General features: G+C 42.8%; 37 protein-coding genes. 2 read left to right on the plus strand and 35 right to left on the minus strand.

Annotation, left to right across the window (positions count from 1 at the left end; all coding sequences use genetic code 11):
* Positions 1 to 21 precede the first annotated feature (21 nt).
* The 18 genes from ACM1ND_RS14965 to ACM1ND_RS15050 all read right to left on the minus strand — a co-directional run bounded on the left by ACM1ND_RS14965 (position 22) and on the right by ACM1ND_RS15050 (position 13,923).
* Complete coding sequence (locus tag ACM1ND_RS14965) at positions 22 to 810, minus strand: hypothetical protein (RefSeq protein WP_341057483.1); 789 nt, start codon at positions 808 to 810, stop codon at positions 22 to 24.
* Between the two features lie 45 nt (positions 811 to 855).
* Entirely contained in the window at positions 856 to 1,302 is a 447-nt protein-coding gene (locus tag ACM1ND_RS14970; RefSeq protein ID WP_341057482.1) for a hypothetical protein, read from the minus strand.
* Between the two features lie 10 nt (positions 1,303 to 1,312).
* Complete coding sequence (locus tag ACM1ND_RS14975) at positions 1,313 to 1,747, minus strand: hypothetical protein (protein WP_076294656.1); 435 nt, start codon at positions 1,745 to 1,747, stop codon at positions 1,313 to 1,315.
* On the minus strand, positions 1,744 to 2,322 hold the full coding sequence (locus ACM1ND_RS14980; RefSeq protein ID WP_418026226.1) for a hypothetical protein: 579 nt from the start codon (positions 2,320 to 2,322) through the stop codon (positions 1,744 to 1,746). The genes ACM1ND_RS14975 and ACM1ND_RS14980 overlap by 4 nt, the downstream gene beginning before the upstream one ends.
* The gene (locus ACM1ND_RS14985) at positions 2,319 to 2,894 is read right to left on the minus strand and encodes a hypothetical protein (protein ID WP_418026227.1); all 576 of its coding nucleotides are present in this window, start codon (positions 2,892 to 2,894) and stop codon (positions 2,319 to 2,321) included. The genes ACM1ND_RS14980 and ACM1ND_RS14985 overlap by 4 nt, the downstream gene beginning before the upstream one ends.
* A gap of 10 nt (positions 2,895 to 2,904) precedes the next feature.
* Positions 2,905 to 3,471, minus strand: coding sequence for a hypothetical protein (locus ACM1ND_RS14990; protein ID WP_418026228.1), 567 nt, complete (start codon positions 3,469 to 3,471; stop codon positions 2,905 to 2,907).
* Positions 3,468 to 3,866, minus strand: coding sequence for a hypothetical protein (locus tag ACM1ND_RS14995; protein WP_418026229.1), 399 nt, complete (start codon positions 3,864 to 3,866; stop codon positions 3,468 to 3,470). Before ACM1ND_RS14995 ends, ACM1ND_RS14990 begins: the two co-directional genes overlap by 4 nt.
* A 65-nt stretch (positions 3,867 to 3,931) precedes the next feature.
* Positions 3,932 to 4,933 carry a hypothetical protein gene (locus ACM1ND_RS15000; protein WP_418026230.1) on the minus strand — a complete coding sequence of 334 codons (1,002 nt, stop codon included), beginning with the start codon at positions 4,931 to 4,933 and terminating at the stop codon, positions 3,932 to 3,934.
* 3 nt (positions 4,934 to 4,936) lie between these two features.
* Complete coding sequence (locus ACM1ND_RS15005; RefSeq protein ID WP_418026231.1) at positions 4,937 to 5,992, minus strand: 3-oxoacyl-ACP reductase; 1,056 nt, start codon at positions 5,990 to 5,992, stop codon at positions 4,937 to 4,939.
* Between the two features lie 153 nt (positions 5,993 to 6,145).
* Entirely contained in the window at positions 6,146 to 7,498 is a 1,353-nt protein-coding gene (locus tag ACM1ND_RS15010; protein ID WP_418026232.1) for a phage portal protein, read from the minus strand.
* 52 nt (positions 7,499 to 7,550) lie between these two features.
* Positions 7,551 to 7,757, minus strand: coding sequence for a hypothetical protein (locus ACM1ND_RS15015; protein WP_418026233.1), 207 nt, complete (start codon positions 7,755 to 7,757; stop codon positions 7,551 to 7,553).
* 119 nt (positions 7,758 to 7,876) lie between these two features.
* Positions 7,877 to 8,806 carry an STM4504/CBY_0614 family protein gene (locus ACM1ND_RS15020; RefSeq protein WP_418026234.1) on the minus strand — a complete coding sequence of 310 codons (930 nt, stop codon included), beginning with the start codon at positions 8,804 to 8,806 and terminating at the stop codon, positions 7,877 to 7,879.
* A gap of 71 nt (positions 8,807 to 8,877) precedes the next feature.
* The gene (locus ACM1ND_RS15025) at positions 8,878 to 10,299 is read right to left on the minus strand and encodes a terminase B (protein ID WP_418028034.1); all 1,422 of its coding nucleotides are present in this window, start codon (positions 10,297 to 10,299) and stop codon (positions 8,878 to 8,880) included.
* The gene (terS, locus tag ACM1ND_RS15030) at positions 10,220 to 11,059 is read right to left on the minus strand and encodes a phage terminase small subunit (protein ID WP_418026235.1); all 840 of its coding nucleotides are present in this window, start codon (positions 11,057 to 11,059) and stop codon (positions 10,220 to 10,222) included. The genes ACM1ND_RS15025 and terS overlap by 80 nt, the downstream gene beginning before the upstream one ends.
* Before the next feature lie 259 nt (positions 11,060 to 11,318).
* A complete protein-coding gene (locus ACM1ND_RS15035; RefSeq protein WP_264454820.1) occupies positions 11,319 to 11,873 on the minus strand; it encodes a tyrosine-type recombinase/integrase in 555 nt (184 codons plus the stop codon).
* Between the two features lie 349 nt (positions 11,874 to 12,222).
* Entirely contained in the window at positions 12,223 to 12,540 is a 318-nt protein-coding gene (locus ACM1ND_RS15040) for a hypothetical protein (protein ID WP_264453506.1), read from the minus strand.
* Positions 12,541 to 12,895: 355 nt separating this feature from the next.
* Complete coding sequence (locus ACM1ND_RS15045; RefSeq protein ID WP_418026236.1) at positions 12,896 to 13,150, minus strand: hypothetical protein; 255 nt, start codon at positions 13,148 to 13,150, stop codon at positions 12,896 to 12,898.
* A 131-nt stretch (positions 13,151 to 13,281) separates the two neighbouring features.
* Positions 13,282 to 13,923 carry a hypothetical protein gene (locus ACM1ND_RS15050; RefSeq protein WP_418026237.1) on the minus strand — a complete coding sequence of 214 codons (642 nt, stop codon included), beginning with the start codon at positions 13,921 to 13,923 and terminating at the stop codon, positions 13,282 to 13,284.
* A 133-nt stretch (positions 13,924 to 14,056) separates the two neighbouring features.
* Between ACM1ND_RS15050 and ACM1ND_RS15055 the strand changes: the two genes are divergently transcribed.
* Positions 14,057 to 14,401: a hypothetical protein gene (locus tag ACM1ND_RS15055; protein ID WP_071558592.1), complete on the plus strand. Its 345-nt coding sequence runs from the start codon at positions 14,057 to 14,059 to the stop codon at positions 14,399 to 14,401.
* 243 nt (positions 14,402 to 14,644) lie between these two features.
* Here the strand turns inward: ACM1ND_RS15055 and ACM1ND_RS15060 are convergent, their stop codons facing one another.
* The 13 genes from ACM1ND_RS15060 to ACM1ND_RS15120 form a co-directional block, all read right to left on the minus strand.
* Entirely contained in the window at positions 14,645 to 14,971 is a 327-nt protein-coding gene (locus ACM1ND_RS15060) for a Lar family restriction alleviation protein (RefSeq protein WP_418026238.1), read from the minus strand.
* A gap of 210 nt (positions 14,972 to 15,181) precedes the next feature.
* Positions 15,182 to 15,568 (minus strand): hypothetical protein, encoded by a 387-nt coding sequence (locus ACM1ND_RS15065; RefSeq protein ID WP_418026239.1) that lies wholly within the window; start codon positions 15,566 to 15,568, stop codon positions 15,182 to 15,184.
* Positions 15,569 to 15,593: 25 nt separating this feature from the next.
* Entirely contained in the window at positions 15,594 to 16,070 is a 477-nt protein-coding gene (locus ACM1ND_RS15070) for a hypothetical protein (RefSeq protein ID WP_418026240.1), read from the minus strand.
* 112 nt (positions 16,071 to 16,182) lie between these two features.
* Positions 16,183 to 16,602 (minus strand): hypothetical protein, encoded by a 420-nt coding sequence (locus tag ACM1ND_RS15075; protein WP_418026241.1) that lies wholly within the window; start codon positions 16,600 to 16,602, stop codon positions 16,183 to 16,185.
* Entirely contained in the window at positions 16,599 to 17,042 is a 444-nt protein-coding gene (locus ACM1ND_RS15080; RefSeq protein ID WP_418026242.1) for a YopX family protein, read from the minus strand. Before ACM1ND_RS15080 ends, ACM1ND_RS15075 begins: the two co-directional genes overlap by 4 nt.
* Before the next feature lie 47 nt (positions 17,043 to 17,089).
* Complete coding sequence (locus ACM1ND_RS15085) at positions 17,090 to 17,767, minus strand: hypothetical protein (RefSeq protein ID WP_418026243.1); 678 nt, start codon at positions 17,765 to 17,767, stop codon at positions 17,090 to 17,092.
* A 34-nt stretch (positions 17,768 to 17,801) separates the two neighbouring features.
* Positions 17,802 to 18,011 (minus strand): hypothetical protein, encoded by a 210-nt coding sequence (locus ACM1ND_RS15090; RefSeq protein WP_418026244.1) that lies wholly within the window; start codon positions 18,009 to 18,011, stop codon positions 17,802 to 17,804.
* 42 nt (positions 18,012 to 18,053) lie between these two features.
* Positions 18,054 to 18,701 carry a hypothetical protein gene (locus tag ACM1ND_RS15095; RefSeq protein ID WP_418026246.1) on the minus strand — a complete coding sequence of 216 codons (648 nt, stop codon included), beginning with the start codon at positions 18,699 to 18,701 and terminating at the stop codon, positions 18,054 to 18,056.
* Complete coding sequence (locus ACM1ND_RS15100) at positions 18,583 to 18,897, minus strand: zinc-finger domain-containing protein (protein ID WP_418026247.1); 315 nt, start codon at positions 18,895 to 18,897, stop codon at positions 18,583 to 18,585. Before ACM1ND_RS15100 ends, ACM1ND_RS15095 begins: the two co-directional genes overlap by 119 nt.
* A gap of 37 nt (positions 18,898 to 18,934) precedes the next feature.
* Entirely contained in the window at positions 18,935 to 19,795 is an 861-nt protein-coding gene (locus ACM1ND_RS15105; protein ID WP_418026248.1) for a DNA cytosine methyltransferase, read from the minus strand.
* Between the two features lie 68 nt (positions 19,796 to 19,863).
* The gene (locus ACM1ND_RS15110; protein ID WP_418026249.1) at positions 19,864 to 20,535 is read right to left on the minus strand and encodes an HNH endonuclease; all 672 of its coding nucleotides are present in this window, start codon (positions 20,533 to 20,535) and stop codon (positions 19,864 to 19,866) included.
* A gap of 72 nt (positions 20,536 to 20,607) precedes the next feature.
* Positions 20,608 to 20,790, minus strand: a complete 183-nt coding sequence (locus ACM1ND_RS15115) for a hypothetical protein (RefSeq protein WP_264453494.1) — start codon at positions 20,788 to 20,790, stop codon at positions 20,608 to 20,610.
* Positions 20,787 to 20,975 (minus strand): hypothetical protein, encoded by a 189-nt coding sequence (locus ACM1ND_RS15120; protein WP_418026250.1) that lies wholly within the window; start codon positions 20,973 to 20,975, stop codon positions 20,787 to 20,789. Before ACM1ND_RS15120 ends, ACM1ND_RS15115 begins: the two co-directional genes overlap by 4 nt.
* Before the next feature lie 272 nt (positions 20,976 to 21,247).
* Here ACM1ND_RS15120 and ACM1ND_RS15125 point away from each other — a divergent pair, with 272 nt between their 5' ends.
* The gene (locus ACM1ND_RS15125; protein ID WP_061829347.1) at positions 21,248 to 21,457 is read left to right on the plus strand and encodes a helix-turn-helix domain-containing protein; all 210 of its coding nucleotides are present in this window, start codon (positions 21,248 to 21,250) and stop codon (positions 21,455 to 21,457) included.
* A 28-nt stretch (positions 21,458 to 21,485) separates the two neighbouring features.
* Here ACM1ND_RS15125 and ACM1ND_RS15130 read toward each other — a convergent pair whose 3' ends face one another.
* The 4 genes from ACM1ND_RS15130 to dnaN are packed head-to-tail and all read right to left on the minus strand — an operon-like array spanning position 21,486 to position 23,623.
* Positions 21,486 to 21,713: a hypothetical protein gene (locus tag ACM1ND_RS15130; RefSeq protein WP_025685301.1), complete on the minus strand. Its 228-nt coding sequence runs from the start codon at positions 21,711 to 21,713 to the stop codon at positions 21,486 to 21,488.
* Complete coding sequence (locus ACM1ND_RS15135) at positions 21,710 to 22,024, minus strand: hypothetical protein (RefSeq protein ID WP_179085381.1); 315 nt, start codon at positions 22,022 to 22,024, stop codon at positions 21,710 to 21,712. Before ACM1ND_RS15135 ends, ACM1ND_RS15130 begins: the two co-directional genes overlap by 4 nt.
* A complete protein-coding gene (locus ACM1ND_RS15140) occupies positions 21,975 to 22,493 on the minus strand; it encodes a DUF1064 domain-containing protein (RefSeq protein WP_076158471.1) in 519 nt (172 codons plus the stop codon). Before ACM1ND_RS15140 ends, ACM1ND_RS15135 begins: the two co-directional genes overlap by 50 nt.
* Positions 22,493 to 23,623 carry a DNA polymerase III subunit beta gene (gene dnaN, locus ACM1ND_RS15145; RefSeq protein ID WP_418026251.1) on the minus strand — a complete coding sequence of 377 codons (1,131 nt, stop codon included), beginning with the start codon at positions 23,621 to 23,623 and terminating at the stop codon, positions 22,493 to 22,495. Before dnaN ends, ACM1ND_RS15140 begins: the two co-directional genes overlap by 1 nt.
* Positions 23,624 to 23,683: the final 60 nt, after the last annotated feature.

Raw genomic sequence — 23,683 nt, forward strand, 5'->3', positions numbered from 1 at the left:
GGGGGTTGGGTTAGTAATTGATTAGATACCGAAAATGATTTCTACTGCATATCTGTTTGGGTTCTCTGGCGTGATATCCGGTTCCATAATCTCCAGTGCCAATGTGTTAGTGGTTGGCTTTTTGCGTTCTTGGGACACGTCCAAAGTTCCACCCCCGAGAGCCTTCCAAATAGTGAGCTGGCAAGGGACTTCTTTACCGTTCCGATCATCGGTTAAGGAAAAACGGTGTACCAGTTTAAATGGTTTCGGACGGCGTTTACCGCTTAAACTACTTCTTGTAGCATTCTCCTTTGACCATTTGAACGTAACAGTGATTAACTTCCCTTCGTTTGCAACATCAGATGTAATTTTTCCATCAGCTGTAATTACGTACTGTTCTGCTGTTGGAGCAGATGCTACTCGAGTCAGTTCAGTGAGTTCTCCTGTTGCTGTGTCTTTTAAATAAACACGGTCACTCTTAGCGACAAAAGTTCCACTATACTTTGAAGGAGCTTTTAGCTGGTAACCATCCGTAGCAGTCAAGAATCCTTGCTCTACTTCGTCAAATTGAACCGTACCTTTTTCTGATTCGGCCCCTTGAGACAATTCAGCGAGGATGTCAGAATAACGAGGAACCTCCATAGAGGCCTTATCCCCTAAATCCTTAGCAGTATAGTGGAATGCATATCCACTATCGCCGCCCATTACTTTGTCCCAATCAAACTGCAATTGCAAAGTTACTTTAGTGATTTTATCATCAAGAAACTTGAGCCTTCCGCCTTCTTCATAAACCTGCGCCGACCCCACACCATCAAATACTAAAGGTTGCATATAATTTCATCCTCCTTATGTGTGAACACAAAAAAACTGGTCAGCTTATTTGACCAGTTCCCATAAACGCTTATCAATTTCTGCAATACGGCTGTACTCGTTGGTTAGCTTATAGCCCTGTTTTGGATTCCAAACACCCATAATACCCAATCCTTTAGCAAGCGTGATTTTTTCAGCAATCAGCGTATCCCACTCGGTAGGTTCTGGTTTAGGAGGATTAGGTTGAGTCCAATTCAATTCGGCTTCATAAGTTATACCAGCAAGAGTAACTACATTAAATTTGTACTTTTTGGTTGTATTTGCTTCGCTAAACCATAGAGTTTCTTGGTCATCCGGTTCAATTTTAACCCCATCTTTTTCAATGCTGGACACATTTGTTTTAGCCAAGGAAACTCGCTTTTGCGCTGAATCAAGCAACTCATATTCAACGTGGTTAACGCCATTGTGTTCACCGGATCTTCCCGTTACTTTCCATATTGCTGCTTCTGCCATTCTGTTCACCTCAATTCATTCTCAAGTAATCAACATCGAAAATTGCTTTGTATCCCTTGGCCCCTTGTATACCAGTAGCAAAGTCTGCGTCATAGGTTAGAACACACAGATATGAAGCAAAGCCCTGAGCTGTCAGTCGTCTGTCGTGCAAAATCTTGAATGAACGTTCAAACAGTAATTTCGCTTCACGTGCTGTCTTCCCGTAGAAGTCGATACAGAACTTGCCCTCAAAGACTAACGGATTAACTGCATATCGTCCCGGCATGACGTACTGGCAGATATGAGGAATTGTATCCTTGCTAACCGTTATTTCAGGCTCCATGCCTTTGGTGAATCGTTTTACGACTTCGTCAGGAGATGATGAAGAAGTGAGCTTCAGCATGTACATAAGCTCTGTATCTGCTTTCAAGGCACTCTGAACGGCATCAATAAGTTGCAAACTCACTCCTTAACCTCCCTGAAGTATCTGTGATATGGAAACTCAGTTATTACACGGCTAATGCCATCCAGAATACGTTTCCGGTTAGACTGAATTGCAATACGCAAAAAGTAGGTTGGCGGTGTGGCCCTGAATGAAGGATCAATATCACCGCGCTCCGCAAGCTCCTCCAAGTTTACTCCAGCATAGCCCCCACCTGATTCCTTCATGGTCCCGTCAATTGCCAGGTACTTTCCACGGGAACGACCTACAATAATACGATCACCTTTGGACCTCAGTCGGTTCCATGCTTCACTGTTCATATAGGTCACCAATCCGGGGTTTTGACTGCTGTCTGCCATCTTGGACCCTTTGCCAAACTGTTCAAGCCATGCCTGCCAATAGTCCGCGATTATATCTCCTGAAATCATTTGATTAGCAAGTACAAACATGTGCATTTCCAAATGGTCCCGAACTGCCGGATAGTACCGTATGCCGCTTTTGGCTGTCAGCATGACCAGTTTCGTTAGCCCGGTAATTTCAACAGCGAGCTTATTCTCCAGATCCTTCGCCGCTTTCGCTGAATCATACCCTGTAATCATCGGCGGTCCTCTGAAAGCTGGACATGCAGCAGATTAGGATACTTTATCCTATCTACCACATCTACCTGGTATGTCTTCCCGCCCATTACAATCCGTTCAGGCGCGGATAGACTTGAGTCTTGAGGGTCTTTTACATCGACTGTCGTCTGTAACTGCAAGGTAAACACGGTACTCGGCAGCAAGCCCGGCTCCTGTTGTCGCAATTGTGCAGTGACATACTGCGCAAAGCAAACAACATCAGCAGCGACCGATGTAAATTCAGCATCGCCCACCGGATTATCGTTTGCGTCATAAGTCTGCTGGTATCTTTGCACCTCTACCACAGCATTCGTTTTAACCAAAGAACAGTAGTTGTCCTGATCCACTGTTTTTCTTAAGGTAAGAACCAGAAACGTGTCCTCTGTCTGCACCAAAGAACCACGATTAATGAGTGATTCAGGCGAGAATACACCGTTATAGACGTATTCTTTGCCCATTACAGTCGTCGCTTTAGTTTCCCGTGACAGTATCACTGTATCTTCGTTGCCATCCACTACACATGGCGTATGGCGGTGTGAAAACTCAAAAAACATCTTTCTTCACCTACCTAAATGACCTATGTTCAAACTCTGAAAGCAGATCGGCTATCTCAGGTGTAACCATGCTGTTGCCAAAGTATTCAATGCTATAGTCGAAGTCCTTCTTCGATTTGACATTGGTGTTCGGATTCCCAGCTAATTGTCCTATGATCAGGCCACATGCCACCTTGACCTTATCAGGTATCGTCTCCCAACCGCTGGTATACGTAACTTCCAGCTCTGCAAAAGTTGAACCAAAAGGAGAGTAACCACACCAGACTGTACCAATATCCTTGTCTATATCAACTGTGCCGATATCAGCGATTGTTTCGAATCCTGGCGGACCAAAGAAATTACCCATCAATCCCTGCTTCGGCCTGCCCTTTACCTCCTTCACCTCTACAACCGGGTAATAGGACAAATGCCCTCGCTGCTGATCGGTAAGCGGTATACGTTCGGTATAGGTTGTAACTCCAATCTCACGTCTGCACCTTCCGTCTATTACTGCCGATGCCCTGAGAATAAGCGGAACAGTTAATTTGATACCAGCCGGAACAAAGTCATTATCCGTTATATCAAGATATTGACTCATTCCACATATCCAGCATCAGTAAGCTCGTCCGCTAGTTCATCTGGTAACTGCGCTTCGCCATCCACGAAGTTGACGACCCCATTTTTAAAATGAATCGTGTGAGCGCCCTTGCGCTGGCTCGGTGTACCGCGAAGCGTAACCTTTCGGACTGCCGGAATCCTTGTAGACAAAAAAGAACTACGTGCATCATTCAGCACTGTTGTTTGAGCATCGAACTGGCTTGGCTCTACCCCTTCAGTACCGGCCAATGTTTCCGCTACCTCAATCGCTTCCTTGAAAGTATCTGCTGATTGTTGAGGATATTGTCCTCCGTTTCCACCAATCTCAGCCTGCGCTAACAAGGCTACACTTTCAGTAATCGTATCTTTCAACTTGTCCAGATTTGATTTGGCCAACTGAATCATCTCCTCTCAAAATGAAAAGAGACGGTCACATTAACCGTCTCCTGACTTAAACTTTATTATGATACGGCTGTGATAGTTGGACGTTCAATTGTCCCATACGCATGAGCGTAACTTGGTCCTTTAGCTACTGGAGCGCCGTATTTGATGCCTACATACTGCTCTTGCAAGCTTGATGTTGTGCCCAATTGGAACAAGTAGATTCCCTTTTCTCCAACGTAGTGATATTCAATCATTGGTTCGGTTACAATTGCAATGCCATAGTCAGTATTCGACGCTGTCGTCGCATTTACAGACGAAGTAATAAACGGTTCTGGAATAATCGGCAAGAGTCCAGCAGCAGTCATAATAGCAAGTACTTCCAAACCAGCGACAGTTGTCTTCTTCATGTTGCTGATTTGCGTTTCATTGTTGGCTACGGTTCTCTCTTCTTCTTCCAAGTAGTGATGAGCAATAGGATGAATATAGATAGCGGTTGGCATAAGCTCGTACAACTCACTTGCTACCATTGCAGCAACTTTCGCCCGAATACCCGATACAATAGATGCAGTTGGTCCAACAGTGAAAGTGTTTGTGATTTGATTGGCAAGGCCCACATATTGAAGAGTTGTAGGGATTGTCAATCCTGTATCTGTACCTCTCCAAAGAGCCTTGCCGTGGGCTAGACCAATGCCGTTAATCATATCGTTCAAATCCTTCGCCTTAAGCTCAGGGAAGTTGTTTTGTTGTTGTCCTAAAGTGATATCATAATGCCCAAAATTAACTTGGTTGGTCAAGGCCTTAATCTTCACCCCATGAGGTGTGCGCTGATTGCTAGTGGAAGCAGCCGATGGATTACGCGGATCGACGAATTCCCCGCCTTTAACAGTGTTTTGTTCATAGTAAGTTGAAATATCTCCTGTAGCAGGTACGTAATTTAGTCGTCCATCCAATACAGATGTTCGGCGCAATACATCTGTAATTTCTTTTTGGAAATCGTCTGTAATAATTGCCCCTGGTCCTTGAAATTGCGTTGCTGCTGCCATTGTCACGAATTCAGCTGTTCCTACGCGGTTATTCATATATTACACACTCTCCTTCTCAGCAAATTGTGCTTTTGCCTGCATTTTTAGTTTGAAAGATTCAGAGGACGGAAGATTCAGAGCATCGACAGAAGCGCAGAAGGTTTTGTAATCATTCACTTCCGCTCCGGCTGCAAGATTGGCATTACTGCCATACTTGGACAATAATGCAGACGCGCTGAATGTTTTGCGTTCCGGCTCTGCTGGAGGCGCACCCGCTGCTTTTAACTCTTTCAATTCCTTTTCTAAAGCGTCCGCTTTATCTTGAGCTGCCTTTAGGTCAGCAGCAGCTTGTTCTTCAGCAGTCTTTTGTTCGGCTTCTTCGCTTGCAGCCTTAATAGTGGTGATATCTGTTTTAATTGCCCCCACCTCTGTGACCACGCTTTGCACACTCGCAGTGATAGCGGTCATACCGTCTTGCAGTGCCTTCATGGAGTCTTCCATCGCTTTAATTTGTTCCGGTGTCATATCGACATCCTCCTTGTCCTTTTTCATGTTACGAGCAGCAAAGCTCGTTGTTTTATAGGCAGCGGCATCAGCAAACAGGATGGCTGCTCCCGTACCGCAAAACTCAATTACATCCAACACATCTTCTATATCCGTTGCATCCTGTACAGCGGCTTCCATCTCCAATGATGCTCCAAATTGGTATTCGCTCCAGCTATACTCAGCTGCCAGCCCATTGTAGTAACGAATAGTCGCAACCACATCAGGAAAATCCTTTGCATAAATGTATCCATCAATCCATGCATACCCATCAAGTGAACGGTAAGCTTTATCAATCACAGCGACTTTAAAGCGCGGATCATGGTCCGCCATACCGTTGGCGTAGTCAATATTCAAGGCCATGCCTACAAAGGTTTGCAGATATTGATCACAAACACTTGATGAAATACGAATACGTTTCCCACCAGCCCCATGAGGTGAGCCGTCACTAGGTTGGTCAACAGCGAAAAGAGCGCATTTGAAAGGAACTTTGTTTGGATGGCCTCCTTCATCGGACAACTTGAAGTCCTGAACGCGCATCCGCTGGTTGCTCATTTTCAACGTTTTAAGCATTTAGATTCTCACCTCCCTCCGCTAAACATTTGCTGCCTGCGCTCCGCCCTGTTCCTTGGCACAGGGACAGACCTCAAATAAGTCAGCTTCACAATCCTGCCGACGAACTTCGTCAACACGTCCTCACCGCCTTTCAGGGCAAAATAAAAACACCTACTCTTCAGCGGTGTCAGTTTCATCGTCTTCTGTTTTGTCTTTGTTTGGCGGATCATCTTCGGGAAGCTTACTTAACAGCTTGTCCTTCTCCCCTTGTATTTCTTCCTGAGTTTTATTCAGATCAATAGCCGACGTGCTGCCTGACTGTAATATTACTTCACCATGTTTATTAGGCAATGCTTTACGCGCCAGACCATCGCGTACTTCATCTGGTGTCACAGTTCTTCGGTCAAGGTAAATCGCGTCAATGTCAGCCCTAAGCTTCTGATCCTTAAGTGACGCAGCATAGTGGAACTTAAACTCAATTACGCCGCCCAGCTTAAAAATGCCATCAATTATGTGATTGTTGATATGCTCCACGATGTTTTCCGCAATAGACTTGACCGTTTCATTCGTATCGTCGTCCTCACTGTCCGCCGTTGAACGGTTCACATCCTTTGTTTGCCCCAGCTTCTTCGGTGATATGTCAAAGGCGATAGCAACAATCTCAATTAAGAACCGTTGCCACTCAAGAAATAACGCCTTATCATCCGTAGCCCCCAAATCCAGTACACTTGGATTCTCGCCACCTATGATAGGGTTAAGACCACGGCCCAGCACTTCATTTTCCCAATACGCACGGAAAGCAGCTACAGCCTTACTATCAGTATTTCTACCAAGGTTAATCAGCTTCCTGATCACAGTATTCGAAGCTTGTTTCCCAGCTGATCGGTGCGCTGATATAAAGCTTTCAACTGATTCCCAAACCGTTTCTAACGGTGAAAGTCCGAATGGTGTATTGGTTCTCGGATTCATTCGTATATACATTAGGTCGGAAGACTTTAAATGTACATATTGTCCACGAACCCGCTGTGCGTAGCGGTAAGAGTTATCCTTTCCATCCCATTCAGGATATAAGTCAATTGAGAAAGAATCCACTGGATACATTCTAAACGGCCTGAGAGTATCGCCAGCTTTCAACACTTCCGATGAACCCGCGCTACATACAAGCATATCTTCGACTATTTGCTCAATCCATGAACGGAACGAGTCACCAGGATTCGGCTTTAGTAATGACCGTTCGATAATCTTGCATATCTCCCGGTACTTCTCAGTATCATTTTCGTCGATGGCAGCTACGGACCAGTTCAGCTTTGTGATTCCATTCTTGATAACATTAATTGCTCTGCGTGGAATCGGGGATTCCGATAACGTTCGTAAGTTGGTCGGTGTTCTCTTCGGCGCTGGCTGGTTACTTCCCTTACTCATCATGATACCAAACGGGAATGGGTAGCTTTCCGTCTGTCGTTCAGGTTCGTTTTTCGGCCTTCCCGCCGCTAGCCAGTTAATTAGCCACTGTCTTACACCCAAGTCTGTACCTCCTTTCCTCGTAGACTTCTATGAAACAAGAATAACATCTGATTTATTCGTCCTTGCTTCGGATTTTTGCTTGTACGCATGCGTAAGCATCTACATAGCATACGGCAATCAGGCATTCAGCAGGAAGACCTTCAAAGCCTCCAGTCGCATAAACTTCGTCACGATTAAGATTGTACGCAATAAATGATTGATCTCTTTTTTCTCTCCATTTTTCTAATGCAAGGTCAACAAATTCAGAAACTTCATCCATGTCATTCAACCCTCCAGATATAAAAATAGAAGGCAGGAAAATTTTCCTGACCTTCTGCATTCGTTCATATTTCTATGTCTAAATAATATCATTGAGTTATTACGGTGTTACTGCGGATTTTACTTCTTTTTATCAAGATAACATTTCGCCAAAAATAAAATATTACTAGCAGACAAGTGTAGAGCATAAGAAGCATAATGTTCAGGAATTTCCACTGTCTCTTCACCCTGCCCATGCCCACTTGTTTTATTGCGTAACACAGGTACGCCCGACTCCAAAGTAGATCTTAAAGAGTTGAAATGCTGTTGCATATAAAGAGGAATTAATTCTTTTTTCACCAACAAATCAATTAATTTATTAGAAGTGTCACTTGGTTTAAACTCCCAATTCATACGTACGCAAATAGTTTTCATTGTACTCTCAAAAGATTTCAGAGCTTCTGCAATAGCTTCTTTATATCTTCCTTCCCTATAATGTTTATGCGCCTTTAAATATTCATCTTCCGCTCCCTGAAATTCAAGATTATAAAGCAAAGATATCACTGGTTTGGTCAATTCCTCATGGATTAAACTCGAATCTACCCGAATAAGCTCACCAGCTTCGAATTGATAACCGACTCCACTCTCTCTAAATCTATAATTCAATTCCTTGATAGCTTTTTGGGGACTTAAAAATCCTCCCCTTGAAGACTCCCTAAAATAAGAATCTAATTGAGTTAGGTAACCTTTAAACAAATAGAAAGTACAATCAATTATGTCTAAGGCATTTTCATTGCTTGAAGAGAGTAAAAAATCTACACATTTTCTATAATCATCATCCGTTTTATCGGAAAGTGTAAACAGCCCAAGTTCTCTAATCATAGTATTATGAACAACTTCCCAAAATGTACTAGAAAAATTATAATAAGCCGACCCTTCACCCGCTACGTCTTTCCATATATGAACAATCTGCACTCTTAATGACCTAGGTAGTTCTGTGTATTGATAAGGATCATTAGTAATTTGATTTCTTTTTTTCTCTCGCTTTGAGAACAATTCGAAAATTGCCATATAATCACCATCAATTCATTTTAATAACACTACCATATAATAAGAGTTTTAAATTTACAATAACTAATAACTTAACCAAAAGAAAAACCATTATCTTTTTCAATGTTTGCAAATGCAAGTACAAATCCATCTGCTCTATCTGGTGATTGTAGTCCGCGCTTTTTCATATCCTCTTTACGTTCCAAGAATATCTTACCATTACTACCCATCCGCCATTTTCGGGTAGTGAGCTGCGTTATAAGTTTCTCATCATCTGGTAACTGCAAGTCTCCTGACTTGCCAAGAACATAATTACTCATGTTAGACTCAAGCATTTCCTTAATATGCCCCCACTGCTCAGCCCCGAGATTTCCGTAATGAGCATCTTTCGCTGCTGATCCGTTGTTAACTGGAATGATGGTGTAACCCAATCCCTTCTCCTCATTAATCTCATTCAATCTATCTGTTACAGCTCCACCTATTCCACTATCATCTATACGAATCTCAACTTCATCCACTTCTGATCGTTCGGCCTTTACATCATCAACCAGACGCAATACCCAGCCTGTGGTTGTCATAGTATCCTGCTTGTGGTGGAAATGAGTCTTTATCACCTTTCCGCCCATACGTGCGTACATGGTTGTCTCATCGTCCCCAAAACGAGCAACATCAACGCCGACAAATAGCTTTGTTCCATAAGGTTCCATTTTAACTTCATCTTTAGCAAATTCAGCAGCTTCAAGTGCGATAAATGTATCTGATTCCCCCCGTGGGAATTCACCCAATACCCGAACGCGCCAAACATCACTACCCTCACCATATTTCGTCTTGAGCATTTCGATGTTCTCTTTACTGGTTCTCGGGCTGTCCAAGCAAGATACACGGTGTGTCCTGTATATCGCTCGATCTCTATTATGAGAATCAAAAAAGAACCCGCTCGTTTTGGTCGGGTTCCCACACATGAAAAGTTTATTGTAATCTCCTGATAGCGTACCAAATATAGCAGCCATAATCCTGTCATCTACCCCGGAAGCTTCATCCACTATGAACAACATGTAATCTTCGTGAAACCCCTGCATGTTCTCGGGTTTGGTGGCTGTACGTGCTGTTGCAAACCAGCGTTCCTCATAATTTTTCATATATATCTTAGTTTTAGTCCACTTGAGGATTCGTTTTAGAATTGGGCTTTGGGACTGCCATTTACTGATTTCCGCCCACAGTACATCATTGAGCTGTTGCCTCGTTGGAGCTGTACAAACAACGCGCGGAAACGGGAAACAGCATAAAAACCATAGTGAGATTGCCGCTTCAAGCGCCGTCTTGCCCACACCCTGACCGGATCTCACGGAAACAAAACGATGCTTTGCAATATCAGCCGATACGCTCTCTTGCCACTTATCAGGGCTGAAGTTCAAAATCTCTTTGAAAAATGTTTTAGGACTCTTTCGGTACACTGGCATCCTCTTCTTGAATGCCGCCATCCGTTTGGTCAAGCTCTCCACTTTCTTCGCCATCATTCATTACCGCCTCTACCCAATCATTTATAAGGTCTTCTTCCGAATCGCCTTTCCCGTTCTTCATTTCCTCAATCTGGAGCTGCGTCTTTTCAACTTGTGCTTGCATTTGGTCAAGTTTCAGACGGCGTTCATCTTCCTCATCCGCAATCGCCAGAAATTGCTTGATAGCACCACGCAATTCAGACATGGCTGTGGATTGAGCTTTCAAGTAGGTAGCGTAACGATCCCAAGAAAATTGAAATTCATATTCTTCCTTGATTGGCACTTGCTCAAGCTTTTTCTTCTTGGCAGTACCTGTATTGTGTATTTCATACTCGACTTTTTTAAGTTCTTTAATCATTTCCTGTTTATTTTCAACAAACATGATCCGCTGCGCCCAAATTATCGCCTGAAATTGAGTGGTAATGTTGTACCAGATCATGTCTACTGGGTCCATTTCTTGGACAGCATCCATTATTTCAACGAATTCTGGGTTCTGTGGCATGAACTTACGAAAAAATCCGTGTGTAACAGCTTTGTCGTTTCCGTATGGGCCTCCAGCTCCTCCTTTATTTCCTTTTGCATTCTTATTGCCAGTTTGTCCGCCGCGCTTTCTTTTCTCCGGTATCTCATCCCATTTGTCCAATGCCTTCCATTTGCGAATACTGGAGGCACTGACACCAAGCTTCATCGCAATATCCTTTAATTTCATATCGCGCCCGCTGTCAATCCACATTTTTAGTGCCTTTTCCCTATTTGGGCTTCGTTCTCTACTCACTTCATTTTTCACCACCACCAAAGTATTCGAGTTGGTTTTAACGCGGATGTCTAAAATAAATTTAGCGCTCCACTTGCATTTATTTCTCATGTTGTTCTAACGATTAGAAATCTAGCACTTATTCAACTAGATACTGTAAAACTAATTCACTATAATATATATTCTCGGTAACTCGTAAAACGCTGAGATTGCTTGATGCTATTTGTTTTGTTGTTCTTTCCCTATTTTGAATTCACGGTTACCCGATTGAAGGGAATTGCTACAGTTCAAAATCCTTCAAAACATCGTCTAAAGTGTCTTGAAGGATGCCCACATAGCGTAAAGTCACCTTCTGTTCGGTGTGATTGAACAGATCCATTAGTAACGCTATATCCTTGGTTGTGTTGTAAAAATAGTACCCGAATGTCTTTCTCATGGAGTGGGTGCCGATTTCTTTTAAACCAAACTTCCGTGCTACGCCGTTCAACATCTTGTAGGCCATACTGCTGCTGATCGGCACGACTTCCGATCTCCTCTTTTTGTTCCTGCTCGGAAATAAATAATCGCTATCCAATTTCCCGGATATATATGCATCCAATTCTTTGCGGAGGGTTTTGCGAATGGGGATAATCTTTTTCTTCTTTGTTTTCTTTTCCTGTATAACGATGTGAGTCCCTTTTACTGAACCGACCTTAAGGGGGAGAATGTCCGATATTCGCAAGCCTGTATTAATGCCAACCAGAAACAGGATGTAGTCTCGTTCATTCTTCTCTTTCAAGTGTTGCTTTATGGCCTCCAACTTTTTAGGATCGCGGATCGGCTGAACGAAGTTCATGATGTTTGTCTCCTTTCGGATTTGTTCGAACACAGGACGGCAGCATGCAAGCTTGTTTAGTACCAGTCCAGTTTCCCCAAACACATCCGCAACACTTTTTAGGTTGACGTGAGGATCTAACTGGAATTGGCGGAGGTCGCCTTGTTGATTTGGTTGCCACATCACATTCCTCCAATGCAAAAAGGCCGCTTCTCAGCGACCTCAAATTTACGTTATTTTATGGATACAATATATCATTTTTCTAATTCGTTATTACTGCGGTTTTATCTCTGTTCTGTATGTATCTGAAACTAAGGAAAAGTTTCCTGAACAAATAAAAAAAGCCGCCTATTGGCGACTCGCGACTTTATTAAATTTTCGTCTTTACTTCATGATACAATATAACCATTTTTAAAATCGGCTTACTTATTGGTCCGAATGAACTGTTATTATATATTTTAACAATTGAATTTACGTCTTGTATCTCCAACTCCACACGACCTTCAATAGCGTTTGTGTCGGATAGGTGAATTATAAAAGAATGCGTCCGTCTGAGTTGAAACCAATCTGGATGAGAAAATCCATTTGCAGTTATTTCAGACCCATAATCATTCCAATCTAGAAACCCGTTTTCTAATTCAATCTCCGTACCGTCTAAAATAATGTTATTTATAGGTATTAGAGACATTACACAGCACCCCTATTCTCGTTTTGATCAAGTTTACCACACTGCGGAATCGAACCGCTATAACCCTGTATTTTTCTTACGCTCTGATTAGCTCCACGCTAACCAAATCACAAGGTTCCCCAATAATTCACCAATAGCACAGGCCACTACTAAAATTCCAAAATCCGCTACCTTTTTCTTAGACATGCCTTTGTCCTCCAAGTACAGTTGTATGTATAAAATTGCGGTAATTTATAACATGCGGCTACCGCTAATCCGCCATGCCCGGAATGGGCCTTCAATGGACATCCTTCTTGCTCCGGGTTTATATTACCCTCTGAGTCCTGTCTCCGATTTAGTTTTAGTTTTGGAAAAATTACAGAAGTTGGCCAGCCAGCGCTTTAAGGCCACTTGGTACAGCAATTTGTTTGCCATTATCTTCATTTCCGTTTACATAAGCTGTGTCTTTGTCTACATAGTAAACTACACCCTCACCGCCAATAATTGGGAAGCCACTATCGTCGTAATCCAGATTTGTGCCTACATACTTGCCATGCTTGGCTGCTTCGCTTTCCAACGGATGAAGATGTAAAATACCTGTGTTGTCCAAGTAAGCGTATCTATGTGCCATGTTTATTGCCTCCTAGAATAGATTTAATTTGTTCCTGAATAAAGTGTAAGTCCTCTCTACTCCGCACCTACTACGGATTTGTCTTACCCTACATAACAAATAAAGACCGCAAAGGCTTAAGCCCTTACGGTCTAATTTATTTCTGGCATCCTGAGTCCAATTTCTCCTTCCTTATTCCGCCCTCTCCCGTAGTCGATAACCACAAAATCCAAAGTCCGATTAATTTTAAGGCTGTTTGCTATATTTACAATCGCTCGTCGTCGTTTATCTGCAAATGTCGTAGCTGAGATACCAGGCACATCTTTTCTGTATCCCTTCTCCATATACTGCTGGGCCTTGAGATATTTTTTTCCATCTATGAACAGCAGCTTGGCAGCAAGTCCCTCGTGTGGGTCCCTCATGTTGTTCACGGCGAAGCGGACATTGTTTGTGATGAATTGATAGAATTTGTAATTCAAATGCCGTTTGTCCTTTAGGATCGCAGCATTCGCTGTTACATCTGCCGTTAACTCCTGACCTGACTCCCGTTTTGCAATTGCCCCCTCGGCGGAAAGCAACTCATACGCAGACATTCCGTTTTCAATCTGCTGGAGAGCAAACTCATAGTTTTTGATCACGTCAATCATATCGACATACTTACTGAGAAGCCACTTTGTTTTTCGAATATCTTCCTGCTCAATGTCTGAAAAAAAGTTTACCTGGATTATCTTTTGCGTATCAGAAGACTCTTCTTCAAGACTATTTACTATACACATTTGATTATCATTCATCATTTATCATTCCTTTATATAATGTGATAATTTGGTGAAATCGTTATTTCTGGTAGTTAAATGGAAATAGAAACACTATAATAACCTTACACCATAGTTTGCACATGAAGATAAACAAACTAAGGAGGCTTTACTTTTGAAAAAATCTATTATCGCTTTGGCTGCTGGCACAGTTCTTCTTGGGGCATTGTCTGTACCATCTTTAGGTTTTGCAGAACAAGCCCAAACTTCAGCAAATATTTCTTCTGAGAGATCATACACTCCGACACAAGAGGACAAAAAATGGGTAACTGGCATCAAAGGTTCTTCGTTTAAAAAGTCAGAGTTTTCAGAGGCAATGAAAGATTACATTCCTCAAAGCATGTTTTACATACAAGGGAGTTATATGGGAACTATTTACTTATATGAATGGAAAACCTCTGGAAATAAAGTATACCCACTATTTCGTGGCTACCTTTACAGTATTATTCCGAAAAAATAAAATCCACCTAAAGTAAGCACTTTTGTCATAGGTGCTTACTTTTTTTTGTTTTTATATTTAACTTTTAAGTTCACCTCGCTTGGATCTATCCTTTCTATAATCACATACCTATCTATACTGACTACACCCACATATAACAGTAATGCGCATAATATAGAGGTATAGGCTCTTATCATGGGGTGTCTCCTTCATCTTGCGGGAGATACGCGTGTTCAGGCTGCACATGCGTGTGTGGTTTATCTGTCATTGTTGTTCCTCCCTTAAAATGGGTATGGTTATTGGTGTCCAATGCGTGTGATAATCCGGCCAGTCAGCATCCAAGGGGGTACCGCAATATGGAGGTTCCACAATCGGGAATTTCCACCAGAGGACGTCTCCATAATCCTCTCCCCACTCGTCAAGCGGTCTTGCGGTTTCTGCTGTGCGCTTATTCCACACCGCAAGAGCTCCATTTTCCCCGTATTCGACTTGTGTTGTGCATCCGCAGTTCTTGCATTTAATGCTTGTACCTTTTTCGCTATGCCATCGGTTGATGTATGGTGTTCCTCCACAAAATGGGCATGCTTTCATCAATATTTCCTCCCAGTTCATTTTGTCGTCTTGCTTTTCTTATAAAGATAGTTCCAACAATTGCTACACACAAATCTCTTATCACCTGTTATTGGAGACTGTATTAATTCATATCTTTCACGACTACATTTATCGCGTTGACATTTTTGCTTAACCTCATCTGGATGACCTTTCATGTATATATCCTCCCTTAGTGGGTGCAGGTGTTACCTACACCCTGCTTGATAATGTCATATAAGCAGCCTCTGCGCGTTCTCGTGGGCTAGCATTGCACAATTGCGCTACCACGCGGTTGCTCACCTTCCATCCGGTCGATTGCCCCCATTTAACCTTTTCCAAGTTTCGGATATATTCGTTTGGATCAACTTCACATGCTGCTGCCTGTACCTCCAGAGAGGCGGCAGGATCGTTGCAATAGTTTGGGATGGCTCCAGCCCATGCTTTTGTTGTATCGGTGTTAGTCTTACCGACTAACTTGCCCTCCGGCGATATGACTCTTGCATACTTAGGTTCGCCACCAACGAATACCATGGTGTACCCAAGCCACTTAGCTAATTCTTCGTTAAAGTGCTGCTCTGTCATTTCCTTTACCGACATATCTATCATCCTTCCCTGTATTGGTTTAATCCTTACTATCCAAGTGCCTGAAATAATCAGGGTAGCTTTTGAATTTCCCGTTCTTTATCAAAGTGTCAATCTCATCCCAACGCTCTTGCGGCAAGGTTATTGTTACGGATTTCTTTGTGCCAAGAGATTTACGTCCTGCTCCTTTTCGGGCCCCCCCTCTTTTTTCAACCTTTGCCGCATCTGCCTCACGCCTTTTGTTGAATCCTATTGGATCAGCACAAAAAGCAGCGTAGTCTTTAAAAAACTTATCTTTTTGGCTTATTAAGTTAGTAGATTGTGAACGAAGTGAATTAATCTTTACATCTTTATTTGTGTGTAGGTCGAATAACTTATCAGCAAGCTGATCCCCTGCTTCTACAAAATAATCGCGACCGACCGTTGAATTCTGTTTAATGCTAAAAAGCAGTCTTTCTCCTTCCATTCGAGTATCTCTAAGTCGTTTAATTAGTTCTTCTCGAGAATTAGCTTCCATAAATGTCACTCCTATTTTGATTTAGGTTGTCTAATTCAAATATTATCATATACTTTTTTGAAAAAGAACACCTATTTCAAGTGAAAGATATAGGAGCGTATTGTATTGGTGATTACTCCCCTAATGCTATGTCAATTTTTGAAGCGAATTTATCCCCTACTCCCTCAGAACGAATATCTCGTAAAAGGATTCGCATTTTCCGGTTTTGCCTGTTCAGCATGGTAGTCTTCACACCTCGACCAGCACAACGTTCTCGGGCTTCTTCCAGTGCCTTGCGGAGCCTTGCTATTGTCCGGTCCCTCTCTGCAAGCTGTTCGCGGAGAATCTTATTTTGTTCAAGTAATAGTTCAGCCCACGCTGGTGCTCCTGCCAAAACCTCGCCTACTACTCCATCAGCAGCAGCTGACAATTCACACACAATCCAATCGCTATCCAACTGGTAGATATCGTTATTATCTTGATCGTATGTCAGCCCTGAAATGTTGGCTTCTTTCAACTTCAAAGAGACAAGTTCAAAATCTATCTTGCTCATGACTGTTCTTCCTCCCCTAGGGGCTGTAGCAGCTCCGGGTTATCGTGTATGTTGCCTATTACCGTAATCTCTGCCGATTCGCTGAACAAATAAATACCGTCTTTTCCGTCCAAGTCTTCAAGCACGTATGAACCGTCTATATATTTCACAACGCCTGTCCGTGTGCCTGATAGCGGGAATATCATTTCTTCCGCAGTACATATATCGTCTTCATAAATTTCCTCACCTTGCTTGTCTGGGATTCCGGTATATTGCATGAAAATGAGGTCGTCATCATCAGTCGGAAGCAGAAGTCCACCTTTCGCGTTGCTCATATCAGGCATATCAGGACGCATACGTTTAGCAAATTCAACAACTTGCCTGCCTGCTTCTACCATTACTTCGTTTTGCATCATAATGCCCATCCGCTTGCTCCAAACACGATATTTAATCTCTCTCATATCCGTTCATCTCCTTATAAGGGTATAGGGTAAGAGGCTGTTATGCCTCATTCAAATTCTGGGTTTCCAAACTCCGTTTCGTAATCATCAATGACCAGTGTTGCTTTTTGAGACCACATCTTGAACAAGGTCGCATCCAATCCGTACATTCCACCCATAATCACACGGTTATCGAATTTTTTATCTGAAACCTCGGCTCTTGATACGGTCATATCTTTTTCAAGCGATATCATGTATTTGCATTGGTACCACTCAACATCTTCTTTCGGGTCCATATATACGTACTTGGTTCCGTATTTTTCCTCTACAATAACCGTGATTTGCTCAACCTCTTCATAAGACAGTTCTTCAAGTTTAAGTTCATCCTCAACCATTTCTTTTACTAATTCTGACAATCTATATTCATTCTTCCCTGTTCCTAGCAACTCTTGTAACTGCTCTTGTATTCTCGCTGCGCCTTCTTCATGAATCGAACGCTCTATCTCACCTTTAATAACGTTCAGAATAACTTGGTTGTACGAAGGGATATCCAATTTATCGAGATTGATTTGCAGCTGCCCTTTTACAGTTTCTTTCAACCCTTTTCCGAAGTCACTCCAACTACGCAAGGAATCTTCGACAACATCCTTAATTGTTTCTTCCAGTTGCTTCCTAATGATCTTCTCTACATAACCTTCTTCGTTTAATGCTGCCAATTGGTTATTAATGATTAAGTTCATATCCATTTCTTATCTCTCCTTTATAGGTAGTAGGCTGGAACTACTTCAGAACACCGAAGCTATCCGCCGTCTTTTGTAAATGTTTGATAAAACCGCATAACGTTACTGATTTACGTTTTCGTTGGCAGTCTGCAATGTAAATAAACAACTCTGCACCGACTTCATTACTAAAATCCGCCTGCATTCCTATCTCATCCGTACTTTCGTGCCACTCTTGTAGGCGGTAAATGTTGGGTGAATTGCAATACATATAGCGTTCTCCTTTGGTATAGGTAGTAGGGGGTGTATCCCCTTAAAATAGTGTCAGTTGCACCGAACGTCTTGGCTCAGGTGGTATCCACTGCTTGCCGTATTCTCGCATCCACTCCGCTACAGTCTTACGGCGGTTCCATTCCGAACGTGGTATCCAGCTTGTGTTATCTCCCTGCACAGCGGCATTGTACGGGGCAAACCATTTAGGTAGCATCATGCCTAACAGATGCACGCGAGCTCTGACAGGGCCGCACAGCAAGCCATCAAGGTAACGAATTCGCTCTTCCTCAGACATTCGCACGGTCCCTCCGATGAATACCAGTTGTTCCGTTTGAAGCAGCCCCGTATCTCCGCCAGGCTGTAAGATAGGAACCGGATTGTATCCGCGCCGCCGCATATCCTGTAAATACCATGCTGTAGCTTCCGGGTTGCCAATCTCGTCATACTGCATGTGTTGATGGCGAGATTTAACGTTCCGATCAATGTAGGCCCTGTAACCCTGATACGATATGCAATCCTCGGTAAACGTCCCAGGGTCCCATATCACCGCCCGATTACGCATGTATGGCTCAAGCCAACTGGGGTACTTTCGCAGCAGGGTCGCGCTCAGGAGCCAATACGGAACAGCGCTGGCCTGCTCTGCAAGGTGCTTCCGGTTGACTCCTGCTACATAAATTATTCGCTCCATTCCCGTCACCCTTCCGACTTAGTTGCCTTCCGTAGTCTTGGAGCTGCTTCCCCACAGGGCAATTCATTTTGCAGTGCTTATCCAACTTGGATGTAACACTGCCGTACTTACGATTAAATTCGTCCCGTGTTGGGCAACCGGAACATTTTTGTTCTAGTAGATCACCAATCGCTATAATTGCGTCTATCCGGTTCATGCTTGTAACCCCCTTATGGAGGGCTAAGCCTCCTAAATTAAGCCGTTTGAAAATACTTTTTAATTGCCTCGCCAACCCATCTGCCCATTGGTACAGCAACGGCGTTGCCTATCTGACGGTAAGCATCATTGTCTGTCCCGGCGAACTGGAACCAATCGGGGAAGCCTTGTAATCTCGCATATTCGCGAACAGTATAGGGCCGTATTGATACTCCATCATTCACCAGTCGTGTTGATCTATCCTTGGCATAATGAGCAACACATGTAGGCGCTCTGCCTTCCAAGTCGGTGACAATGGGCAGATCCCTGTATCCGCCGTTTAAACGCTTCTGCACGTACTCAGGCGTGTATACCTCAGCCCCGACATCTATGATGTCCTTCATGGCTATTGGGTTATCGTCTGGATAAGGCAAGTGGCTAAGAGGTTTCTTAGTGCCTATTACAATCAACCGTTTTCGCTCCTGCGGTAGCCACATGTTTGCATTCACCGGACATTCAACCCTGACATAATAGTTTGGCAGTCTGGTTAAGCATTCCATGACAACTTGGAACTTCTTCATGCCTGGTACATTCTCAACGACATATGCCTCTGGTTGCGCCAGTGCTACGTGCCGGAAGAAGTGAAGAAATAGGTCGTCTCCGGTCCTTGTGCCGTGAATATCCGCGATTGTGCTGTATCTGGTACATGGGAATGTCCCAATGTATACATCTGCATCTTGCTGGTCCAGTACAGTGATTTTGGTTATGTCCGCCTCATTTACTTGGTGCTCAAAGTTCTGTCTCAATGTCTCGCAAGCAATTTTGTCTATCTCATAGGACTCTATGACATTTATCCCAGCCTCGATCATCCCAAGGTCAAGGCCTCCAGCTCCGCTAAAGTAACTCTTTGCTGTAATCACTCTGTTGCTGTTCCCTCCTTCTTATCCCCAAAGGTGTGTTTGTCCTCTCTGCCCTTGGGGGCTATAGATCAATCCTCGAACCGCTCACCATAACCATAAGAAGGTGCTGGTACGCTGAAATTTTTCAAAGCATCAGATATCATGTTTGTAAAAACGAGCATTTGCTTATCATCCATAGCTTCCAACAGCCGTATCTCTTTAGCCTTCAAAGTTCGGCCTGCCGCTGAAGTAATCAGTTCCATTACTGGCTTCATGTAATCTAGATGCTCTCTCTTCTCAGCTTCCATCCGTTCACGCGCCGCCTGCTTGCGGTTGTACTCTTCCCAATCTTGTTCGTCAAACCAAAATCTAGGTCCATAAGTTAATGAATATGTCGTTATCCATCCTTGAAGTTCTTCCTCGTTTGTCTGGATACGATCATGACAGGTATCGCAGACACGCATGGCATTTGTCTTTACACCGCGTCCGCTTCTGCCTCTTGGCATTACGTGATGGGTTTGAGTGGATTTACGACCACACCCACATTGACAGATGCCTTGTGTCTCTTCTATTAATTCAGTAATTACTTCTGGCGGAAATTCAGCTCGGTCAGCCCGAGAAGGACGTGACTGGTGGTGAGCAAGAATATCCTTCTTCCATTCCGGAATCGGCTTTTTGCTTTTTTTACGCTGTCCAAGGCTGCTGTACGACTTCTTCTCTTTAACTTTTTTCTCCGGTTTCCAGAATGTTTGATGAGACATTCTCCCTCGCCACCTTTCCAACAGATTGATTCGTATTTCCTGTGCTTATGCTTATATTTTGAGCCTAAACCGCTATGGTTCCACTACGGATTTTAAAGGCTCCAATAATCCGGCTTCCTCTAAAACTGAATAATGTCGATATCTTTCTTTCGTTGTCACACGAATTTCATTAATCGTTAGTGATGCGTAAAAGGCCACAGCTTGTTGTACTTCGATAGGCTCTTCATCAAGCGTGTTCAAGTCGAGCTTTTTCACGAACTACTCTCCCTTGTAAGGCGATTATATTTTTCTACAAAATTATGCTTTATGTCAGGTGGTAAGGTATCAATGACACCATTCCAAGTGTTCAATAATTCGTTGTTATGAGAATTATATTTTTGTATCTCCACATAACGCTCGGATAATGCTGTGGTGAATTCATCCGCTTCTTGCTCCGTCATATCCACCCCTCCTATATGTTTTTTTGGTTCCAGTACAATGTTGCTCGTTCGGATACAATGTAGAGCGTAGGAAAAGTTTCCTGAGTTGATCATTTGGCTTGTATCAATCTCACCTGAGAATCTCCGCAATGCTGTAGACTTGAATACGTTATTCCATATCGTATATCGAATTGTAGTTCTTGACCTAATAATATACGATATCGAATATAGAGTCAATGCATGTTGCTAATAAATATTCGGTATCGTATAATTCGACTGAGAGGTGAATTGCATTGCTTAAAGTGAAACCGAATTTGACGCCTTTGTTAAAAAAGAAAGGTATCATTCAAATGGAATTGTCTGAAATGACTGGAATTCCACAGGGTTCAATTAGTAGATTTGATAAAAATAGTCGCCATGAAGCCTGGCATTTATTTGCTATCGCTAAAGCGCTAGATGTTACGATTGAGGATTTGTTTATTACTGAGGAGCAAGAGGATTAAGGACCTCTATGCTCCTTTTGTTTTCCTCTTAGATCGGGTTTAGCAACCTTTCGAGTCGAATGACTTCTTTCTGAAGGTACTGAATCAAATCAGCTGCTTCTTCCAGCGCCATGAGCTTCCAGTCATAGGCCATATCTGATACCTGGTCTATGGTGGTTCCATACTTTTTTAGACCTTTCTCGTTTTGTTTGTCCAGCAATTCTATGATCCGTTGTGTTACTTCTGGACGTTCAATTTCATTTTGAGAGTGCTTCATTTAATCGCCTCCTCCGTCTCCGGTAGAATAAGCATATCTCCGTCATACTTCAACTCCGCCTGATTAGGGTCAATCACTGGTCCCCAATGGTTATTAGCCTGCATGATGCGGACTATATCAGCCGCATATGTTTCGTCGGTGTTAACTACCAGATAGGTATTTAAAGCCGGCTTTCCATTTAGATGTCGCAACTCTTGGATTTTCCAAAGAATGCGGGACAACTCACTTTTATCCCGATCATCAAGGTAATTTTCAGCATCCTCATTTTTGATTACGGTAAATCTGACTTTTATTCCGGCCAGTTCTGACATTTTTAATCTCTCCTTCGGCTCGTTTTACTAATTTATTGATTGCTCGCTTTCGATCTGCTCGTTCTTTCTTGGCCTGCTGTGTAGGGATAAATTCTCCACGCCGCTTTACAAGTATTTCAATTGGTAAAGTCGGGTATTTTAGTAGGAAAAGCTTCAGCTTCACTCTAAAGGTAGCCGTTTCAACTCCCTTTATGTCAATTACTCGCTGGCTTCCATCAAGGTCAGTAACAAGGAAATCTGCAATGTAGGTCACCTTCGGGCTTTCCTGTAAGATGTATTTGGGCTGACAGACAAAATCCTTTATTTCTCCCAGCTGCTTCAGCATGAGCAATTCTTGATAATACTCACCTTCCATTTTGCTGTCGAAGCGAATACCAGTTACATCAAGGTTATATTTCTTTATCAGCCATTCCTCAAATAGTGTTCCATCAGCTGTAACAATCACTTTTTTTGCATTGTATTTACTCATTAATCTACCGTCCTGTAAGGTTGTACAATATGGACGCTTTGATTATCTTCATTGCTAAGAATGAAAATAGACTTCATTTTGCCTGCAAAAACCAAGGTGACTTTTTCCCCATCTAAAGCTTTCAAAGCATCCATAGCATACTTAGAATTCAAGGAAACGGTTAGCTCCTGTCCCGTAAACTTAATAGGAACAATACTTTCGCTCGCCTTACCCGTTTGCTTTCCTTTTCCGCGAATATTTATTTCTTTCTCAGTTAAATTAAGCCTAACCATATTATTTTTCTCTTCTTTTGCCAGAGTGTAGATAAGTTCAACAGATTCCAAAAATTCTTGTTTATTTATCTCTATCCTCGTACCACTATCAGGAACAATAACCATCTGGTGTATGTCTGGATACTCGCCCTCCAAAACACGAGAGTAAAAAGTGAATCTCTCTGTGCGAGCAAAGGCATAAACTACCCGATCATCCTTCCCCTTTGAAAAGCCAAATTGAACATCGTCCTTATCTGTAATGATCTTCTGTAGTTCGACCAGACCTCTTGCTTCGATCACAGCACTACCAAAATCCCCCGATTCAATTTCCTTTTCCGTTTTTGAAAGGCGATGCCTATTGGTTGCTTCCATTCCTATTTTCCCGGTCTTTAGGTAGACATTTGCTCCAGTTAGTATGGGCATGTCTTTACCATCAATGTCTGCCGCAAAGATAGCCTTTTTGAATAATCCCTTTAGATCTTTCCCAGTAATTTCAATGTATTCATTGTCATTTATTGAAGGAGGCAGAGGAAATTCCTCGGGGTCCAATCCTGCCATTTCGATTTCTTTATTCCGGGACGTGATAATCACATTCATACCATCTTTAGACTCAATCCGAACGTCACCACTTAATTTCTTGAGCATTTTCAAAAACAATTCAGGCAGAACTACCTTTCCACTCCGTTCAATTTGAACATGCTCGTCGAAAATATACGATTGTATCGTAGCTCTATCATCAGTTCCTGTTACTGTTAGGCCCTCGTTGTTGGCTTCAATTAAGAAGCAACCAAGTATTGGCATGATGTTTTTGGCTGAAATAGCCTTACTGGCATCTTCCAAAGCCTCAGCTAATAGAGCGCTGTCCACTACTATATTCATAAGGTTTGACCTCCTTTTTCGCATTAGGATTGCACTCCGGGCAAGGTCCCAACATTACGA

The sequence above is a fragment of the Paenibacillus sp. JJ1722 genome, assembly GCF_048282685.1.
Lineage (GTDB): Bacteria > Bacillota > Bacilli > Paenibacillales > Paenibacillaceae > Paenibacillus > Paenibacillus polymyxa_B.

Bases quoted from the DNA above. Each gene is read 5' to 3' on its own strand.
- ACM1ND_RS14965 (WP_341057483.1), bottom strand. From the start codon at position 810: ATGCAACCTTTAGTATTTGATGGTGTGGGGTCGGCGCAGGTTTATGAA.
- ACM1ND_RS14970 (WP_341057482.1), bottom strand. From the start codon at position 1,302: ATGGCAGAAGCAGCAATATGGAAAGTAACGGGAAGATCCGGTGAACAC.
- ACM1ND_RS14980 (WP_418026226.1), bottom strand. From the start codon at position 2,322: ATGATTACAGGGTATGATTCAGCGAAAGCGGCGAAGGATCTGGAGAAT.
- ACM1ND_RS14985 (WP_418026227.1), bottom strand. From the start codon at position 2,894: ATGTTTTTTGAGTTTTCACACCGCCATACGCCATGTGTAGTGGATGGC.
- ACM1ND_RS14990 (WP_418026228.1), bottom strand. From the start codon at position 3,471: ATGAGTCAATATCTTGATATAACGGATAATGACTTTGTTCCGGCTGGT.
- ACM1ND_RS15000 (WP_418026230.1), bottom strand. From the start codon at position 4,933: ATGAATAACCGCGTAGGAACAGCTGAATTCGTGACAATGGCAGCAGCA.
- ACM1ND_RS15005 (WP_418026231.1), bottom strand. From the start codon at position 5,992: ATGCTTAAAACGTTGAAAATGAGCAACCAGCGGATGCGCGTTCAGGAC.
- ACM1ND_RS15015 (WP_418026233.1), bottom strand. From the start codon at position 7,757: ATGGATGAAGTTTCTGAATTTGTTGACCTTGCATTAGAAAAATGGAGA.
- ACM1ND_RS15020 (WP_418026234.1), bottom strand. From the start codon at position 8,806: ATGGCAATTTTCGAATTGTTCTCAAAGCGAGAGAAAAAAAGAAATCAA.
- ACM1ND_RS15025 (WP_418028034.1), bottom strand. From the start codon at position 10,299: ATGGCGAAGAAAGTGGAGAGCTTGACCAAACGGATGGCGGCATTCAAG.
- ACM1ND_RS15035 (WP_264454820.1), bottom strand. From the start codon at position 11,873: ATGAACTTCGTTCAGCCGATCCGCGATCCTAAAAAGTTGGAGGCCATA.
- ACM1ND_RS15040 (WP_264453506.1), bottom strand. From the start codon at position 12,540: ATGTCTCTAATACCTATAAATAACATTATTTTAGACGGTACGGAGATT.
- ACM1ND_RS15045 (WP_418026236.1), bottom strand. From the start codon at position 13,150: ATGGCACATAGATACGCTTACTTGGACAACACAGGTATTTTACATCTT.
- ACM1ND_RS15050 (WP_418026237.1), bottom strand. From the start codon at position 13,923: ATGATGAATGATAATCAAATGTGTATAGTAAATAGTCTTGAAGAAGAG.
- ACM1ND_RS15060 (WP_418026238.1), bottom strand. From the start codon at position 14,971: ATGAAAGCATGCCCATTTTGTGGAGGAACACCATACATCAACCGATGG.
- ACM1ND_RS15065 (WP_418026239.1), bottom strand. From the start codon at position 15,568: ATGTCGGTAAAGGAAATGACAGAGCAGCACTTTAACGAAGAATTAGCT.
- ACM1ND_RS15070 (WP_418026240.1), bottom strand. From the start codon at position 16,070: ATGGAAGCTAATTCTCGAGAAGAACTAATTAAACGACTTAGAGATACT.
- ACM1ND_RS15075 (WP_418026241.1), bottom strand. From the start codon at position 16,602: ATGAGCAAGATAGATTTTGAACTTGTCTCTTTGAAGTTGAAAGAAGCC.
- ACM1ND_RS15080 (WP_418026242.1), bottom strand. From the start codon at position 17,042: ATGAGAGAGATTAAATATCGTGTTTGGAGCAAGCGGATGGGCATTATG.
- ACM1ND_RS15085 (WP_418026243.1), bottom strand. From the start codon at position 17,767: ATGGATATGAACTTAATCATTAATAACCAATTGGCAGCATTAAACGAA.
- ACM1ND_RS15090 (WP_418026244.1), bottom strand. From the start codon at position 18,011: ATGTATTGCAATTCACCCAACATTTACCGCCTACAAGAGTGGCACGAA.
- ACM1ND_RS15095 (WP_418026246.1), bottom strand. From the start codon at position 18,701: ATGGAGCGAATAATTTATGTAGCAGGAGTCAACCGGAAGCACCTTGCA.
- ACM1ND_RS15100 (WP_418026247.1), bottom strand. From the start codon at position 18,897: ATGAACCGGATAGACGCAATTATAGCGATTGGTGATCTACTAGAACAA.
- ACM1ND_RS15110 (WP_418026249.1), bottom strand. From the start codon at position 20,535: ATGTCTCATCAAACATTCTGGAAACCGGAGAAAAAAGTTAAAGAGAAG.
- ACM1ND_RS15120 (WP_418026250.1), bottom strand. From the start codon at position 20,975: ATGACGGAGCAAGAAGCGGATGAATTCACCACAGCATTATCCGAGCGT.
- ACM1ND_RS15130 (WP_025685301.1), bottom strand. From the start codon at position 21,713: ATGAAGCACTCTCAAAATGAAATTGAACGTCCAGAAGTAACACAACGG.
- ACM1ND_RS15135 (WP_179085381.1), bottom strand. From the start codon at position 22,024: ATGTCAGAACTGGCCGGAATAAAAGTCAGATTTACCGTAATCAAAAAT.
- ACM1ND_RS15140 (WP_076158471.1), bottom strand. From the start codon at position 22,493: ATGAGTAAATACAATGCAAAAAAAGTGATTGTTACAGCTGATGGAACA.
- dnaN (WP_418026251.1), bottom strand. From the start codon at position 23,623: ATGAATATAGTAGTGGACAGCGCTCTATTAGCTGAGGCTTTGGAAGAT.